The sequence below is a fragment of the Acinetobacter pittii ANC 4050 genome, assembly GCF_000399685.1.
GTDB lineage: Bacteria > Pseudomonadota > Gammaproteobacteria > Pseudomonadales > Moraxellaceae > Acinetobacter > Acinetobacter pittii_E.
Window position 1 is genome coordinate 86,708 of sequence record NZ_KB976987.1, and the last position, 15,699, is coordinate 102,406.

At 37.8% G+C, this 15,699-nt stretch carries 12 protein-coding genes and 1 pseudogene; 7 read left to right on the plus strand and 6 right to left on the minus strand.

The window, feature by feature from the left end; translation table 11 throughout:
* Positions 1-135 precede the first annotated feature (135 nt).
* From xerA to gyrA, 4 genes are all read left to right on the plus strand, one after another.
* Positions 136-1,023, plus strand: coding sequence for a site-specific tyrosine recombinase/integron integrase (xerA, locus tag F931_RS04370; protein ID WP_080649568.1), 888 nt, complete (start codon positions 136-138; stop codon positions 1,021-1,023).
* A gap of 462 nt (positions 1,024-1,485) precedes the next feature.
* Positions 1,486-2,235 (plus strand): electron transfer flavoprotein subunit beta/FixA family protein, encoded by a 750-nt coding sequence (gene etfB / locus F931_RS04375; protein ID WP_016140229.1) that lies wholly within the window; start codon positions 1,486-1,488, stop codon positions 2,233-2,235.
* Positions 2,236-2,252: 17 nt separating this feature from the next.
* Positions 2,253-3,185: an electron transfer flavoprotein subunit alpha/FixB family protein gene (locus F931_RS04380; RefSeq protein ID WP_016140230.1), complete on the plus strand. Its 933-nt coding sequence runs from the start codon at positions 2,253-2,255 to the stop codon at positions 3,183-3,185.
* Between the two features lie 366 nt (positions 3,186-3,551).
* A complete protein-coding gene (gyrA, locus tag F931_RS04385; RefSeq protein ID WP_016140231.1) occupies positions 3,552-6,266 on the plus strand; it encodes a DNA gyrase subunit A in 2,715 nt (904 codons plus the stop codon).
* Between the two features lie 45 nt (positions 6,267-6,311).
* Here gyrA and ybhR read toward each other — a convergent pair whose 3' ends face one another.
* Genes ybhR through F931_RS04405 form a run of 4 tightly spaced genes read right to left on the minus strand, consistent with a single transcriptional unit; the run spans position 6,312 to position 11,161 of the window.
* On the minus strand, positions 6,312-7,409 hold the full coding sequence (gene ybhR, locus F931_RS04390) for an A1S_2622 family ABC transporter permease subunit (RefSeq protein ID WP_016140232.1): 1,098 nt from the start codon (positions 7,407-7,409) through the stop codon (positions 6,312-6,314).
* Positions 7,406-8,536, minus strand: coding sequence for an ABC transporter permease (locus F931_RS04395; protein ID WP_212749809.1), 1,131 nt, complete (start codon positions 8,534-8,536; stop codon positions 7,406-7,408). Before F931_RS04395 ends, ybhR begins: the two co-directional genes overlap by 4 nt.
* A gap of 3 nt (positions 8,537-8,539) precedes the next feature.
* A complete protein-coding gene (locus tag F931_RS04400; protein ID WP_016140234.1) occupies positions 8,540-9,661 on the minus strand; it encodes an HlyD family secretion protein in 1,122 nt (373 codons plus the stop codon).
* Between the two features lie 12 nt (positions 9,662-9,673).
* A complete protein-coding gene (locus tag F931_RS04405) occupies positions 9,674-11,161 on the minus strand; it encodes a TolC family protein (RefSeq protein WP_016140235.1) in 1,488 nt (495 codons plus the stop codon).
* A gap of 385 nt (positions 11,162-11,546) precedes the next feature.
* Here F931_RS04405 and serC point away from each other — a divergent pair, with 385 nt between their 5' ends.
* Positions 11,547-12,626, plus strand: coding sequence for a 3-phosphoserine/phosphohydroxythreonine transaminase (gene serC, locus F931_RS04410; RefSeq protein ID WP_016140236.1), 1,080 nt, complete (start codon positions 11,547-11,549; stop codon positions 12,624-12,626).
* A gap of 240 nt (positions 12,627-12,866) precedes the next feature.
* Here serC and F931_RS04415 read toward each other — a convergent pair whose 3' ends face one another.
* Complete coding sequence (locus tag F931_RS04415) at positions 12,867-13,808, minus strand: hypothetical protein (protein ID WP_016140237.1); 942 nt, start codon at positions 13,806-13,808, stop codon at positions 12,867-12,869.
* Between the two features lie 245 nt (positions 13,809-14,053).
* On the opposite strand from F931_RS04415, the gene F931_RS04420 reads away from it, so the two are divergent.
* Together F931_RS04420 and pagO are read left to right on the plus strand one after the other, a co-directional pair.
* On the plus strand, positions 14,054-14,542 hold the full coding sequence (locus tag F931_RS04420; protein ID WP_080649425.1) for a YaiI/YqxD family protein: 489 nt from the start codon (positions 14,054-14,056) through the stop codon (positions 14,540-14,542).
* A gap of 7 nt (positions 14,543-14,549) precedes the next feature.
* Complete coding sequence (gene pagO, locus F931_RS04425; RefSeq protein WP_016140239.1) at positions 14,550-15,458, plus strand: DMT family transporter; 909 nt, start codon at positions 14,550-14,552, stop codon at positions 15,456-15,458.
* Positions 15,459-15,487: 29 nt separating this feature from the next.
* On the opposite strand, the pseudogene F931_RS22675 reads toward pagO, so the two are convergent.
* A pseudogene (locus F931_RS22675) lies at positions 15,488-15,568 on the minus strand (PilZ domain-containing protein); the annotation flags it as partial.
* Positions 15,569-15,699 lie beyond the last annotated feature (131 nt).

Sequence of the window (15,699 nt, forward strand, 5' to 3'; positions counted from 1 at the left end):
AATTGTAATATATAAGGTTATTCATCGTTATGCTGTGTGCTATCAAATTTTCCTGATTTAATAGTTTTTGGTACACTCAAAAAAATGAGTAAATAAATGGAGAGCAATTTGGATTTTGCATTACAACTGCTCTCGATGTGGTTAAAAGAAAGAAAAATTCAGAACCAATCTGAGCATACAATTACGGCTTATGAAAGGGATGTGAAAAGCTTTCTTGAGTTCTGTGAACAAAAACAACTAGATTTAAGAAATATTGAAGCTTCAGATTTAAGAGAATATTTGGCCCAGCGTGTTGAGCAGGATCAGTTAAGTTCAAGCAGTATGCAACGTCATCTCACCTCAATTCGTCAGTTCATGAAATGGGCGGAACAAGGTAAATATTTAGAAATTAATCCGACTGACGATTTTAAATTAAAACGACAACCTAGACCTTTGCCGGGTATGATCGACATAGAAACAGTCAATCAAATTTTAGATCAACCTATGCCTGAAAAACCTGTGGATCAGCAATTATGGTTAAGAGATAAAGCCATGCTCGAGTTACTTTACTCAAGTGGTTTACGTCTGGCTGAATTGCAGGGTTTAACAGTTAAAGATGTAGATTTTAATCGTCAACTGGTACGTATTACAGGTAAAGGAAATAAGACCCGTATTGTACCGTTTGGAAAAAAGGCAAAAGAAAGCCTATTGAATTGGTTGAAAGTTTACAAAATTTGGAAAGGGTATTTCGATCGAAACGATTCTGTCTTTATTTCTTTACGAGGCGGAGCGCTCACCCCAAGGCAAATCGAAAAAAGAGTAAAGCTTCAAGCTCAACGGGCTGGTGTAAATGTCGATTTACATCCCCATTTACTGAGACATTGTTTTGCTAGCCATATGCTATCAAGTAGCGGTGATTTGCGTTCGGTACAAGAAATGCTAGGTCATAGTAATTTATCTACGACACAAATTTACACCCATATTGATTTTGATCATTTGGCGCAAGTTTATGATCGTGCTCATCCAAGAGCACATAAAAACTAAAAGTTAAAAAATAGACCGAATAAAAAGATAATTAAATTGAGAAGTTTTAGAGGAATGTAGAGATCATTTGTCTTTTTTTACAAATTTGTTTAATAGAAATAGCTAAAACAGCCTAATTGACCATTTTGATCTTTGCATATTTTGTCGACGACTGAGTCTAAAAAACCTCGAATTTAAGGTTTTTAAACGTAATCTTATGTTTCTGGCTAATATGCTAAATAAGATAAAAAGATAATAAAAATCAATGTATAAAATAGAGTTTAAAAAGAATAAAATAGCTTTTAATAGTAGTCTAAATTTTTTTTATGAACTGATGATTTCATTTTTTTTGTACTGTTCCAGAAAATTGTGACTTGACCGAAATGCCAAACACATTGCAAGATAGGGTACCTAAAAAATTTTAATTGAAGAGTTAATATACTTTTCTCAACATTTACTTTTGCTAGAACAGCCGAGGATTACATGAAGGCTCTTGTTGCTGTAAAACGCGTGGTTGATGCCAACGTTAAAGTTCGTGTTAAGCCGGACAATAGTGGGGTTGACCTAACTAACGTTAAAATGTCAATTAACCCATTTTGTGAAATCGCAGTGGAAGAAGCGGTTCGCTTAAAAGAAAAAGGAACAGTATCAGAAATCGTTGTTGTTTCTGTAGGTCCTAAAGAAGCTCAAGAACAAATCCGTTCTGCAATGGCTCTAGGCGCAGATCGCGGTATTTTAGTTGAAACTACTGATGAAATTGGCGCTTTAGAAGTTGCTAAAATTTTAAAAGGTGTTGTTGACGCTGAAAAACCAGAACTTATCCTTCTTGGTAAACAAGCAATTGATGATGACTCTAACCAAGTAGGTCAAATGCTTGGTGCTTTACTAGGTGCTGGTCAAGGTACATTTGCTTCTGAAGTGAAAGTTGATGGCGGTAAAGTACAAGTAACTCGTGAAGTTGACGGTGGTTTACAAACTGTTGAACTTACACTTCCTGCAATCATCACGACTGACTTGCGTTTGAACGAGCCACGTTATGCAGCATTGCCTAACATCATGAAAGCTCGTAAGAAGCCACTTGATACTAAATCTCCTGCTGATTATGGCGTTACAGCTGGTACTAAGCTTAAAACTGTTAAAGTTGAAGCTCCGGCAGAACGTAAAGCTGGTGTACAAGTGAAATCTGTAGATGAGCTTGTTGAAAAATTGAAAAATGAAGCGAAAGTGATCTAATACGGAAGGATAAAATCATGAGTATTTTAGTTATCGCTGACCACAACAACCAAGTACTTAACGGTGCTACTTTAAACGTTGTTGCTGCAGCACAAAAAATCGGTGGTGATATTACTGTATTAGTTGCTGGTTCTGGTGCTCAAGCAGTTGCTGATGCTGCTGCTAAAGTTGCTGGTGTAAGCAAAGTTTTACTTGCTGACAACGCTGCTTATGCAAACCAATTAGCTGAAAACGTAGCTGGCTTAGTTGCTGACTTGGCTAAAGGTTACAAATACGTATTAGCTGCTTCTACAACAACTGGTAAGAACATTCTTCCACGTGTTGCTGCTCTTCTTGATGTGAGCATGATCACAGATATTATTTCTGTTGAATCTGCAAACACATTCAAGCGTCCTATCTACGCTGGTAACGCGATTGCAACTGTTCAATCTGACGAAGCAATCATTGTTGGTACTGTTCGTGGTACAGCATTTGATCCAGTTGCTGCGGAAGGTGGTTCAGCTGCGGTTGAAACAGTTGGCGAAGTAAAAGATGCAGGTATTTCTAACTTCGTATCTGAAGAAATCGTTAAACTTGACCGTCCAGAATTAACTGCAGCGCGCATCGTAGTTTCTGGTGGTCGTGGTGTAGGTTCTGGTGAGAACTACCATAAAGTACTTGATCCATTAGCTGACAAGCTTGGTGCAGCACAAGGTGCTTCACGTGCAGCAGTTGATGCGGGCTTTGTACCTAACGACTTCCAAGTGGGTCAAACTGGTAAAATCGTTGCGCCTGAGCTTTACGTTGCTGTAGGTATCTCTGGTGCGATCCAGCATTTAGCTGGTATGAAAGATTCTAAAGTTATTGTTGCAATCAACAAAGACGAAGAAGCGCCAATCAACAGTGTTGCTGACTACTGGTTAGTTGGTGATTTGAACACTGTAGTACCTGAATTGGTATCTAAACTTTAATCTTTATCGATTAAAGTTAAAAGACCCTTAGTTTTTACTAGGGGTTTTTTTATTGTGGGTAGTGTCCTGAAATGTATAAGTGAGACTTTTAGCTCATTTGAGGTTTGATTTTTATAGAATAAAAATCACATAGTTTTACGAAGATGAGAAGATGCTCGTTATATCGATATGATAAGAATAATATGCAATTAAATTATACAAATATCACTAGATTGGCGGTGTAGATTCCGCACATTACAAAGTGCTTTTATGCTATAGTATACAGCTATATTTTTTTCGATTTTAGTTCAGTTTCCGGAACTAAATTTTTTGCAAGATCAAGACATATAAGCAGATGGAAATTTCTATCTGTAAGAAGGAGTATGCATGAGCGTATCGGAAATCCGACCGATTGCCATTGAGGACGAACTCAAGCATTCATATTTAGATTACGCGATGAGTGTAATCGTATCTCGTGCATTGCCGGATGTGAGAGACGGTCTTAAACCTGTTCACCGTCGTGTGCTATATGCCATGCACGAATTGGGCAATGACTATAACAAAGCCTACAAGAAATCTGCACGTGTTGTTGGGGACGTAATCGGTAAATATCACCCTCATGGTGACTCAGCTGTTTATGAAACCATTGTACGTATGGCTCAGGACTTTAGCTTACGTTATTTATTGGTAGATGGTCAGGGTAACTTCGGTTCGATTGATGGTGATAGTGCAGCTGCGATGCGTTATACCGAAGTCCGTATGACTAAGCTTGCACACGAGCTTCTTGCAGATCTAGAAAAAGACACGGTTGATTGGGAAGACAACTACGACGGTTCTGAGCGTATTCCTCAGGTACTTCCGACACGTGTTCCAAACTTGTTAATTAATGGTGCTGCTGGTATTGCCGTAGGTATGGCAACCAACATGGCACCACACAACATGACAGAAGTTGTGAATGCATGTTTGGCCTATGCTGACAATCCGAATATCTCTATTGAAGGATTGATGGAATACATTACTGGTCCTGACTTCCCTACAGGCGGTATTATTTACGGTAAATCAGGCATTGTTGATGCCTACCGTACGGGTAAAGGTCGTTTACACATTCGTGGTAAGTACCATTTCGAAGAAGATGAAAAGACAGGTCGTACAACCATCGTCTTTACTGAAATTCCATATCAAGTAAACAAAGCAAGAGTTATTGAACGTATTGCCGAGTTAGTGAAAGAGAAAAAACTTGAAGGTATTTCAGAACTTCGTGATGAATCTGACAAAGAAGGTATGCGTATTGCAATTGACTTAAAGCGTGGCGAAAACGCTGAAGTGGTTGTAAATAACTTATTCCTAAATACCCAGCTTGAAAACTCATTCAGCATCAACATGGTTTGTCTAGACAATGGACAACCAAAATTGATGAATCTGAAAGATATTATTGCGGCATTTATTCGTCACCGCCAAGAAGTTGTGACACGCCGTACTATGTTCGAACTGCGTAAAGCACGTGAACGTGGTCATATCTTAGAAGGCTTGACAGTTGCTTTAGCCAATATCGATGAAATTATTGAAACCATCAAAACTTCTGCTAACCCTGCTGAAGCGCGTGAGCGTTTGCTTGCTGGTGAGTGGGCTGGTGGTGGTGTTGTTTCATTACTTGAAAAAGCGGGTGCTATTTCTGTTCGTCCAGATGAAATCGAAGGTGAAAACCCAGATCGTCCATTTGGTTTAACTGAGTCGATTTACCGCTTATCGCCAACACAAGTAGGTGCAATTTTAGAATTACGCTTACATCGCTTAACTGGTCTTGAACAAGACAAATTACATGCAGAATATACTGAAATTTTAGGTCAAATTGCTGAACTTACGGCAATTTTGAATGATTTCAATTTATTGATGGCTGTAATTCGTGAAGAGTTAGCACTTGTACTACAACAGTATGGTGATGGACGTCGCACTGAAATTATTGAATCACGTATTGATTTTAGCCGTGAAGATTTAATTCCTGAAGAGCAAGTTGTATTAACAGTTTCACAAACAGGTTATGCAAAAACTCAACCACTTTCAGACTATCAGGCTCAGCGCCGTGGTGGACGTGGTAAGTCTGCAACCTCAATGAAAGATGATGACTTTATTCAACATCTCATTGTGGCTTCAAACCATGCGACTGTGCTTTGCTTTACCAATGTAGGTAAAGTATATCGTCTTCGCGTGTTTGAAGTGCCTCAAGCATCACGTGGTGCCAAAGGCCGTCCAATTGTGAACTTGTTACCTTTAGATGCGAATGAAACAGTAACAGCTATCTTGCCGTTAACTGAGTTCCCGGAAAACCATTATGTATTTATGGCGACTGCGTCAGGTACGGTTAAACGTGTTGATTTAGAGCAATTCGCTAACATCCGTTCAAATGGTTTACGCGCAATTGAACTCAATGAAGAAGATACCTTAATTGGTGTTGCGATTACTGATGGTAATCAGCAAATCATGTTGTTCTCGAACGAAGGTAAGGCAATTCGTTTTGCTGAGACCGATGTGCGTGCAATGGGTCGTACCGCGAAAGGTGTTCGTGGTATGCGTGTAAGCTTTGCAAGCAGTATCTTAAGCGAAGAAGATGCGGAAGTTGAAAATGATGATTCTGATGATAGTGAAGATTCAGCAGATTTAAATCTAGTAAGCCGTATCGTATCGCTTGTAGTTGTACCTGAGACAGGTGAAGTACTGTGTGCAAGTGCCAACGGTTATGGTAAGCGTACTCCTGTAAATGACTTCCCAACCAAGAAACGTGGTGGTAAGGGTGTCATTGCGATTAAGACAAGCGAACGTAACGGTGAGCTTGTTGGTGCAGTTTCTATTGATGAAACCAAAGAGTTGTTACTTATTTCTGACGGCGGTACATTAGTTCGTACTCGCGCAGCAGAAGTTGCAATGACTGGTCGTAATGCACAAGGTGTACGTCTGATTCGTTTAAGCGAAGAAGAAACTCTAGTGGGCGTTGTGTCTATTGAAGCTGTTGAAGATGAAGAAGAGTTTCTCGAAGGAGAAGTTGATACTTCAGATGTAGATGGTGAAGATGCAGTTTCTACGAATGACGATGTGTCAGAAGAGTAAGTAGAAATTAAATAAAAAAGGAAGCGTAAGCTTCCTTTTTTTATTTTATAAAGACGTTTTTTTAACAATCCGATAATAGGCTAAGCTTCCCAATAATAATCCAATGGTTCCAAGAAAAATCAGTTTCGGTACAACTGTCGCTAAGGGAACACCCATCTGGTTAAGTTGCACAAACATTTGTACCGCATGTGTGGAAGGTAAACACCACGCCAACCATTGTAACCATTCAGGCATTGCTTGATGAGGCCAAGCTGCTCCAGTGAGTAAGAATAAAGGTACTGAACTAAACACAATAATATGTCCGGCACGCTCTGGCATATCTAAAAGTGAGCCGATCAACATACCTAGTCCAATCACACAACTAATAAAAATTGGAACAGCAATGAGTAGACCAATAAAATTTCCACCGTGTGGATAGTCATTGAACCACAAGGTAAAACCAAAAAGATAAAAACTGCTTAAACAACCAATGGTCAATATACTTGCGAAAATTCCAGCAAAGCGAACAGTTGTAATTTTTTGATTTTGTTCACGGTAACTTGCAATTAGCATTGCTAAACCGAGCACAATCGTTTGATGAATAATTAACGATGCCACAGCCGGAAAAATATAACTTCCATATCCTGAAAGCGGATTAAATAGCGGCATTTGATGAATAGAAAGCGCTGGCTGGAAATGCGTGCGTTGTCCGAATTTTTCAATATATTCTTTTAATGTAGCTTCAATCGATGTAGCAAGACCTAAGCCAATTTCTTTAGTTTTTAAAAAGTTGGTTGTACTTAAGTATAAGCCAATTCCACCAGTTTCACCTCGGCGTAAGCTTTGAGTTAAGTTGTTTGGTAAAAGTAAAATACCATCAGCTTTTTGCTCACGTACCATTTGTTCAGCTTGTAAAAAATTGCTTGTAACGGTCACAATATGAACATGCGGGCTATTTGCACTTTGGCCGATTAATTGAGAAGTTAAGAGGCTTTGCTCTTCATCAACAATCACAATAGGAATAGATTCTGCACGCTCAGCTTTATAGGCAGTAGGATAAAAAAAGCTATAAAGAATGACCGATAAAATCAGAGTCGTGAAAACTGAGCTATTACTTACAATATCTTTAAATGTTTGCCCATACGCCTTTAAGAATTCTTTCATTGTGTTGCCCCCTGAACTAATTTTTTAAGTAATAGACAACTTAAAAAGAAATAAATCAGGCAATAACCCAAGAGTATTAAAAAAGGAATCATGGAAATGAAAACTGGACTGCCGATAACCCATTGTTCGGTTTGCAATTTGGCATAAGGGGTATAAGGAATAATGAGTGACCAAAACTTAGTAAAAATAGGGGCATTATTCAAAGGTAGCGTAACACCTGCAAAACTTAAAGAAGACCCACCATAGACTGCAATAAAGCCGAAAGTTTTACTTAGATTTTTGGTTGCAAGAATGACCGTGCTGCTAATCAAAGCATAAGCAAAATAAAGTAGGAACTGTGCGCATAGCAATAGACTAAGAGAACTTGCTACGAACCAGCCACGGATTTCAATTAGCCAGAACATCCATAGCCATGTCCACGCACAAAATATAAGGCTATAAAGCAGATTTTTAGCCAATAAGCCTTGAACAAAACTTTCTCGGTTTACCCATGTTGTTAACGTGCCACGTTTCAGTTCTTGTCCAATAGCAAAGGCAACACAACAACATAACAATAAGTGCAATACCGCTGGAACCATGAAAGGTTCTAAATAAAATTCATAACTCATGCTTGGGTTGTAAAGCGTTGAGATTTTGACATGAGCGGTAGGTACATCTAAATAGGGAATACTATTTGCAAGATAACTTTGACCTGCATAATCTGCTAAAGCATTGAGCGTACTGACTAGCATTGCAGAGGAAATCGTGTTCCCGACACTAAAAAAAGACTGGTTAAATGCAATGCTGATTTGAGCATCTTGAGCTTTTACAAATCGTTTTTCAGCGCCGTCTGGAATGAAAACATAACCCCATATTTTAGTTTCATTAAGTAATTGTTCAGCCTCAGTAGAGCTTGCCGTAATTGTCTTAATATCTACCGTATGATTTAAAGAAAGATATTTTTCAATATTACGGCTGAGTTCACTTTGGTCCTGATCAATAATTGCAATTGGTAAATGTTCAGCTTTACCTGCGTAAAACATGCTGCTAAACATAAAAATGATAAAAGCAGGGATAAGTGTCACCATACACAAATCCCATTTATTGCTTCTTAGATAGTTTAGTTCACGTAATATACTGGCAAACATGCTTTATTTTTCTTCTTTAATTTTAAATAGAACGCTCATTCCAACCTTTAAATCTTTGACAGGACTTTCAGGCACCAAATGTAATTTGAAGCTACGAATATCATAGCCTCCGGTTTGGCGAGTCGTTTTTATGGTGGCAAATTCACCTTCAGCATCAATATTCTTAATTTTAAAATTTACCTTCTGATTAAGAGCCGGAATGAATCCTTCAAGGGTTTTGTTTTTATAAACAGAGGCATATTGATTTTCACCGACGTTTAAACTTACCCACAAATCATCATCTTCTAAAATGCTGACAACAGGTACACCCATAGCGACTAATTCAGAAGGCTTACCGTAAGTTTTTGAAACTGTGCCCGAAATCGGAGAGAGTAAGCGTGTCTCTTCCTCTAAAGCTTTTGCTTCAGCTACCGCAGCTTTTGCAATTTCAACCTGTGCATCTGCTGTAGATTTTTGCTGGCTGGTGCTTCCACGTTTTGCACGAGCATATTGTTGATAAGAGGCTTCACTTAATTCTTGAGCAGAGGTCTGTGCTGCGAGCATTTCATCTCGTCTTTGACGCGAAATTACCCCTTGTCTATATAAATTTTCCCCACGTTGGTAAGTGGTTTTTGCAAGATTTGCTTGCGCTTTGGTGCTTTGCCAGTTGGCATAAAGGGTATCGATATTTTCTTGTTGAGAACCGCGATCTACCGTAGATTGAAATGCTAAAGCTGATTGTAAGGTAGCCAAGGCTTGTTGCTTTTTAGCTTCTATTTCAGGGCTAACCAAACGAACAAGTGGCTGACCTTTGGAAATTTTCTGGCCTTCTTGTACATAAATTTCTTCAATACGACTCGGAACTTTTGTACTTACGTGGATAGTTTCAGCTTCAACACGGCCTTGTAGTTCAATAGGTTTCGGCTGATAGCTTTTCCACAAACCAAAAATAATTAAACCTAATAAGGCAATGATGATAAGGCCAATAATCAGTTTGATTTTAGAATTTTTAGGAGGATTGGCGTCATTTTTATTTGTGCTTGTTTCTTGCTGATTACTAGCTTGATCATGTTTTGGAGCTTGGCTGTTTTCTGCCGTATTCGCAGCAGGAGAATCTTGTTCTGAATGAGCTGAGTCTTGATTCATTTTATACTCCCCTTAACGAATATAGTCGGTATGTGGTTGATTAACGTAAGCTTTAAACTGGTCAATTGAGCCATGACTTTGCAGTAAAGTTGCAAGTGACATGACATATTTATAAGCATTTAAAGCCATTTCAGTTTTTAACGCACTTAATGCATTTTGCGCATCAATCACTTGGGTTGCTGTGCCCATTCCTTCGCGGAAAGAAAGTTCTTGAATACGTAGGTTTTCTTGAGCAGCATTTACGTTTCTTTGTAAAAGCTGATGACTTTGCTGAGCAGAGTTAAGCTCGTTATATGATTTATTCAAAAGAGCTTCGATCTCTTGTTTGGTTCGTTCAGTCATGAGTTCAGAAGCGTAACGCTTTAATTCGGCGGCATGAATATTCTTATTTTTGTCTACACCAGAAAATAGATTGTATTTTGCCATTACACCCACAATCCAGTTTTCATTTTCATCAAGCGCATATTCTCCAAAGGCAAAAAGACTTGGTTTTTTTGCAGCTTGTTGAGCTTGAATATTTACATTAGCCAGCTGAGTATCCATTTGCATTTTTTGTACTAAGCTAGATTTTTGCGAATAACTGGTTAAAAGTGATTCTAGAGTTTGGCTTGGTGTATTGTTTACAAATAATGGGGTACTTAAATCCACATTATTTTGTTGATGTAAAAGGTTATTAAGGCTAAAACGACTGGCATTTAAGTTGGCTTGAGCATTTTGTAAAGTACGTTCCGCATTATTACGCGCTACTTCAAACTGCATGCGTTGCCCTTTGCTAATAAACCCTTGTTGCTCGAGCTTTAGGGCATTGCTGTAATGTTTTTGCATCGCATTAAAGTTAAATAGGCTACTTGCGACCAATTGCTGTTGTAATTGAACATTGAAGTAACTTTGTACAACTTCGAATCGCTGTATATCTTGTTGTTGTTGGCTTGAAAGTTCCGAACGCTGCGCTTGGATATTTGCTATTTTTTTAGCACTACTGGTTAAGCCGCCTGTATAAAGTGGCATAACAACTGAAATAGAAGGGCGTACAACCTGATCTTCAATAGTTAGATTTGCATAATTTGGAAAACGATTTACACCATCATGGATAGTTTGGTTTGCGCCTTCCTGAACTTGCCCCAGCACATCTGATGGAATGACATTGTTCCACTGTGAAAGTTTATCATTTAGCCCTTGGCTTAAATCATTCTCAAGTTTTTGTTTAAAAGAGCCCAGAGGTACATCTGTTTCACTGTGAAAAGCATATGCTCTGACATTTAAATCAACTCGAGGTAATCCGAGGCCCTTGACTGCCTCAGCTTCTAATTGAGATGCTTGCTGTAATGCTTGATTGGCTTGAGTACTATACGAACTTTTCAAAGCTTGTTGTTCTGCTTCGGCATAACTTAAACTTTCGGCATATAAATGATTAGTAAAAAAAAGACCTAAAGCCAAAGCAAGATGTTTTGGTTTAAATGGAAAGGGAAAAATAGACTGTCTATATCGATGTGCTGGCATTTTAAATAACAATTTTTGGCATCCCTTATAGTTTAAATTTCTTGTTATTAAATTCAATTATCATCTTGTTTATTATACATTTGTATAAAAACATGGCGGTTTTTAGCTCCTTTAATTATTGAATTTACTAAGCCAATATTTTTGTAATAGCTATCAAGGTATGTGAAATGATAATCACAAGTCAAGTTGATCTTTTTGCTTAAAAATTTTTTAAATGAGGGAAGGTGGTCATTTAAGCTAAAGAAATAACTGTCACAATAATTGAAAAAATAAACCTAAATACAGTCCAGCATTGAAATATTTACTTGAGAAGCTGCTGCAAGCTTAAGCAATCTGTGGTTAAATGCCATTTTTATTGTGTTTGACTTTATACAAGGGAAAAATCATGCGCGCGTACAATTTCTGTGCTGGTCCTGCTGCATTACCTACTGCCGTTTTAGAAAAAGCTCAACAAGAATTGTTGGATTGGCAAGGTAAAGGTCTATCCATCATGGAAATGAGTCACCGTAGTGCTGACTATGTTGCGGTAGCTGAAAAAGCTGAGGCAGATTTACGCAAGCTAATGAATATTCCAGAAAACTATAAAGTACTGTTTTTACAAGGCGGTGCATCATTACAGTTTTCTGCGATTCCTTTAAACCTTTTAGGTAAGAACAGTAAAGCCGACTATATTCATACTGGCATCTGGTCTGAAAAAGCGTTAAAAGAAGCAAAACGTTATGGCGATATTAATGTTGTCGAAGCTGGTATTAAAGTAGATGGCAAGTTCGCAATTTCTGAACAAAGCGAATGGAATTTGTCTGATGATGCAGCCTATGTACATTATGCAGATAATGAAACGATTGGTGGTTTACAGTTCGCAGGAATTCCTGATGTAAAAGCGCCACTTGTTTGTGATTATTCATCAAGTATTTTATCTGCGCCATTAGATGTGACCAAGTTTGGTTTGATCTATGCTGGCGCACAAAAAAATATTGGTCCTGCTGGTTTAACAATTGTCATTATTCGTGATGACTTACTTGATCAAGCTAAACCGGAAATTCCAAGCATTTTAAAATATGGTGACCAAGCCAAAAATGGTTCTATGGTAAATACACCATCGACTTATGCATGGTACTTGTCTGGTTTAGTATTTGAGTGGTTGCTAGAGCAGGGTGGGGTAGATGCGATCCATAAAGTGAACCTTGAAAAAGCTCAATTGCTTTATGGTTATATCGACTCAAGTGATTTCTACAATAACCCGATTGCCATTCCAAACCGTTCAATTATGAATGTACCGTTTACTTTGGCAGATGAAGCTTTAGAAAAGCAATTCTTAAAAGAAGCGGAAGCTAATCACTTGTTGAATTTAGCTGGACACCGTTCTGTAGGTGGTATGCGTGCAAGTATTTATAATGCCGTACCATTAGAAGGTGTACAGGCTTTAATCAACTTTATGGATGATTTTGCAAAGCGTAATGGTTAAGCAAAACAAAAAAATAAAGCCCTCAAAATGAGGGCTTTTATTTATTGAATAAGTTATAAATTAAAAAGGCACTAGGCCAAACTGGTGCATGAATATGGCAGCTAAGAACATACCCAAGACAAAAAAGCAAAACGCACCAGTATCGACCTTTACGCGCAGGCTACTGGATTGAATGAGGCTGGTAGTTTGTTCGGGTATAATCTTCATTCAATAACCTAATTATTAAAATATTAGTGAAATTCAATTAGTTTCACCCTTTTTAGCACAAATAGTCGCCTGAATCCAGATATTACCGCGAATATATTCGCCAATATTAAAGTTTTTATACAAATCGTTTTTGGTTGCAATGCGCACTAATATGGCAGGAAGATCATCTTCTAAAACCAAAGTAACATCATAAAGGGTATATTCTTCTCCCATAAATGTCATAGAAGTTTTGCCAACAATATTACCTTGGAACCATGCTTCATCTTCTTGACCAAGATTTTCACCGTATAAATAAGCAACCATTTTAGAAAAATCAACAGTTACAGGTTCTTGATCTTCTGGAGTTTTTGGTTGCCATTCATTAATGAGTTCCTGTAAGTTTTCAGGAGCAACACCATTATGTTCAGTCAAAATTGCATTTAATGCACGGTGATGTTTAATCGAGGCAGGATCATCAACAATAATTTTTTCGCCTGCTGGCACAGGTTCTAATTCATATGCCCATGCATTAAATTGGACTTGATAGTTTTGATTTTTGTCATATTGACAGTAGTTAACACTAAATAAATTATCAAACGCATAAACAGTTGTATTTTTATTTAGTCTTAAACTTAACACGGCTTGTGTCGCAGAGTCACAAGTAATGATGCGTTCAATTTTTGCATTATATTGATACGGACTTTCAAAACTAGGAAAGGCTGTTTTAAGCGCACGAGGTTTTTGGTTTTCAACAGCAATAATTTGATTGATGGTAACCTTTTGATCTTGTGGACCTTGAATAAGCCAAAAAGATGGGTCCATGTCTTCTTCATGTTCACACAAACCCATTGGCATTACAGGTGCATCAAGTGCCAGTCCTAACCATTTTGGTACATCTGTTTCGGGATGGGACGTCAATAGATTCCAATGTTCTCCATGACTACCAAAATTTTGGTCATTTACTTTAATAACTTCTGGACTGTTTTGATTTTTCATAAGCACGATGCTGTTGGGTTCACATTACTTGTTATATTAAATCGAGGGTGTTTGCTATTTTTCAAGTCACCATATGTAAATTCTCTTGTAAAAGCGCGTATTTAGTCATTTAAAGAGAAATACTACTTTTATTGATAAATTAAAAACAAACCTAATCTATAAAAACTTCAATGTTGAAATTAAAAATAAGTTTAATGTTTATTTCTACTCACCTTAGAAAAGCATCTGTTAGACTAATATTTTTAGTGGAAATAGAGAATAACGTGCTGCCATTTAAACTATGGGTAGACGCAGACGCCTTACCAAAAATTTTACGCGAAGTAATTTTACGTGCATCAGATCGTTATCAATTAGAAGTTATTTTTGTTGCCAATCAAAATGTTGGGATTACGCCTTCTGTTCGCATTAAATCAATACAGGTTTTAAGCGGCGCCGATCAGGCAGATAAAGAAATAGTCGAGCGTATGGTTGAAAATGACATTGTCATTACGCAGGATATTCCACTGGCAGCTCAGGTGATTGAGAAAGGCGGAGTGGCTATTCATCCGCGTGGTGAAGTTTATACAACTGCGAATGTTAAAGCACGTTTACATCTACGTGATTTTATGGACACGCTTCGTGGCGCGGGTGTGCAAACTGGTGGACCGCCTCCTATTTCTGAACGAGATAAACGTGAATTTTCAAGTTCATTAGATCAAACGATTTTAAAGCAAAAACGTAAAACAGCTAAGTGAGCATCACATGCCATCGCAAACCAATTTGGCTTTAACCTATGCATTGTTAGTGTTTATCTGGGCAACAACTCCTTTGGCAATCGTCTGGAGTGTGTCAGATCTACATTTGATGTGGGCATTGTTATTACGCTTTTTTATTGCATTACCTTTGGCAGTCATCATATTGCTAATTTTAAGAACACCTTTTCCGACTCATCGGCAAGCAGTACATAGTTATATAGCTGGTTCTTTTAGCTTAATTGGTTCTCAAATTTTTACCTATGCCGCGACTCAATATTTAAGTTCAGGCATGATTGCGCTTATGTTTGGTTTGGCACCTATTATGGCGGGGCTTATTGGGCGGTTTGCATTTGGCCAACAACTTTATAAGCTACAATGGTTGGGCATGGCAATTGCGGTCAGTGGGTTAGCTATTATTTGTTTGAGCGGTGCAAATCAGCATGTACACCCGTTTGGTATTGTTCTTATGCTGATCAGTGTGTTTGTTTATTCTTTTTCAATTTTCTGGGTTAAGAAAGTTAATGCACAAATTCAGCCGATGGCTCAGGCAACAGGTTCTATTTTAGTTTCTTCTATTTTTGCTAGTTGTTTTATCCCATTTATTTGGCAATATGCACCGACACATTTACCAGAAGCCAAATCTTTATTTGCCTTAATTTATACGGTACTTATGGCCTCACTGGTTGCCATGTTCTGCTATTTCAAACTTATACAAAATATTCAGGCAACGACTTTATCTCTAACGACAGTAATTACGCCAGTGATCGCTATGTTAATTGGGGCAGCTTTAAATCATGAGCAGCTTTCAATTATGGTTTTTGTCGGTGCTTTCATTATCTTGTCTGGACTCTTTTTATATTTCTATAAAGACATTCAAGCAAACCGGAACTTTGCTCAACATATGAAGTCTAAATAGGAGAAGATTTGGGTAATTTGTTGAGCTTATTCATTAAATTGTTCTAATTCGTAGCGAAATGCATGATCAAATTGATCTCCTAACTTAAGTAGTAGAAAATAGCGCAGCAATATCATATTAGGATTGTTAAGGATAAGTCAGAACTTACTGATTTTTAAACCTTAATACAGCATCTAACGGTATGGTCAAATAGTCGATGTGGGTGCAATTTGACATCAACATCTTTTATTTTCCATCAATG

Coding starts and splice junctions, on each gene's coding strand:
- xerA (WP_080649568.1), top strand. CDS start 136: ATGTGGTTAAAAGAAAGAAAAATTCAGAACCAATCTGAGCATACAATT.
- etfB (WP_016140229.1), top strand. CDS start 1,486: ATGAAGGCTCTTGTTGCTGTAAAACGCGTGGTTGATGCCAACGTTAAA.
- F931_RS04380 (WP_016140230.1), top strand. CDS start 2,253: ATGAGTATTTTAGTTATCGCTGACCACAACAACCAAGTACTTAACGGT.
- gyrA (WP_016140231.1), top strand. CDS start 3,552: ATGAGCGTATCGGAAATCCGACCGATTGCCATTGAGGACGAACTCAAG.
- ybhR (WP_016140232.1), bottom strand. CDS start 7,409: ATGAAAGAATTCTTAAAGGCGTATGGGCAAACATTTAAAGATATTGTA.
- F931_RS04395 (WP_212749809.1), bottom strand. CDS start 8,536: ATGTTTGCCAGTATATTACGTGAACTAAACTATCTAAGAAGCAATAAA.
- F931_RS04400 (WP_016140234.1), bottom strand. CDS start 9,661: ATGAATCAAGACTCAGCTCATTCAGAACAAGATTCTCCTGCTGCGAAT.
- F931_RS04405 (WP_016140235.1), bottom strand. CDS start 11,161: ATGCCAGCACATCGATATAGACAGTCTATTTTTCCCTTTCCATTTAAA.
- serC (WP_016140236.1), top strand. CDS start 11,547: ATGCGCGCGTACAATTTCTGTGCTGGTCCTGCTGCATTACCTACTGCC.
- F931_RS04415 (WP_016140237.1), bottom strand. CDS start 13,808: ATGAAAAATCAAAACAGTCCAGAAGTTATTAAAGTAAATGACCAAAAT.
- pagO (WP_016140239.1), top strand. CDS start 14,550: ATGCCATCGCAAACCAATTTGGCTTTAACCTATGCATTGTTAGTGTTT.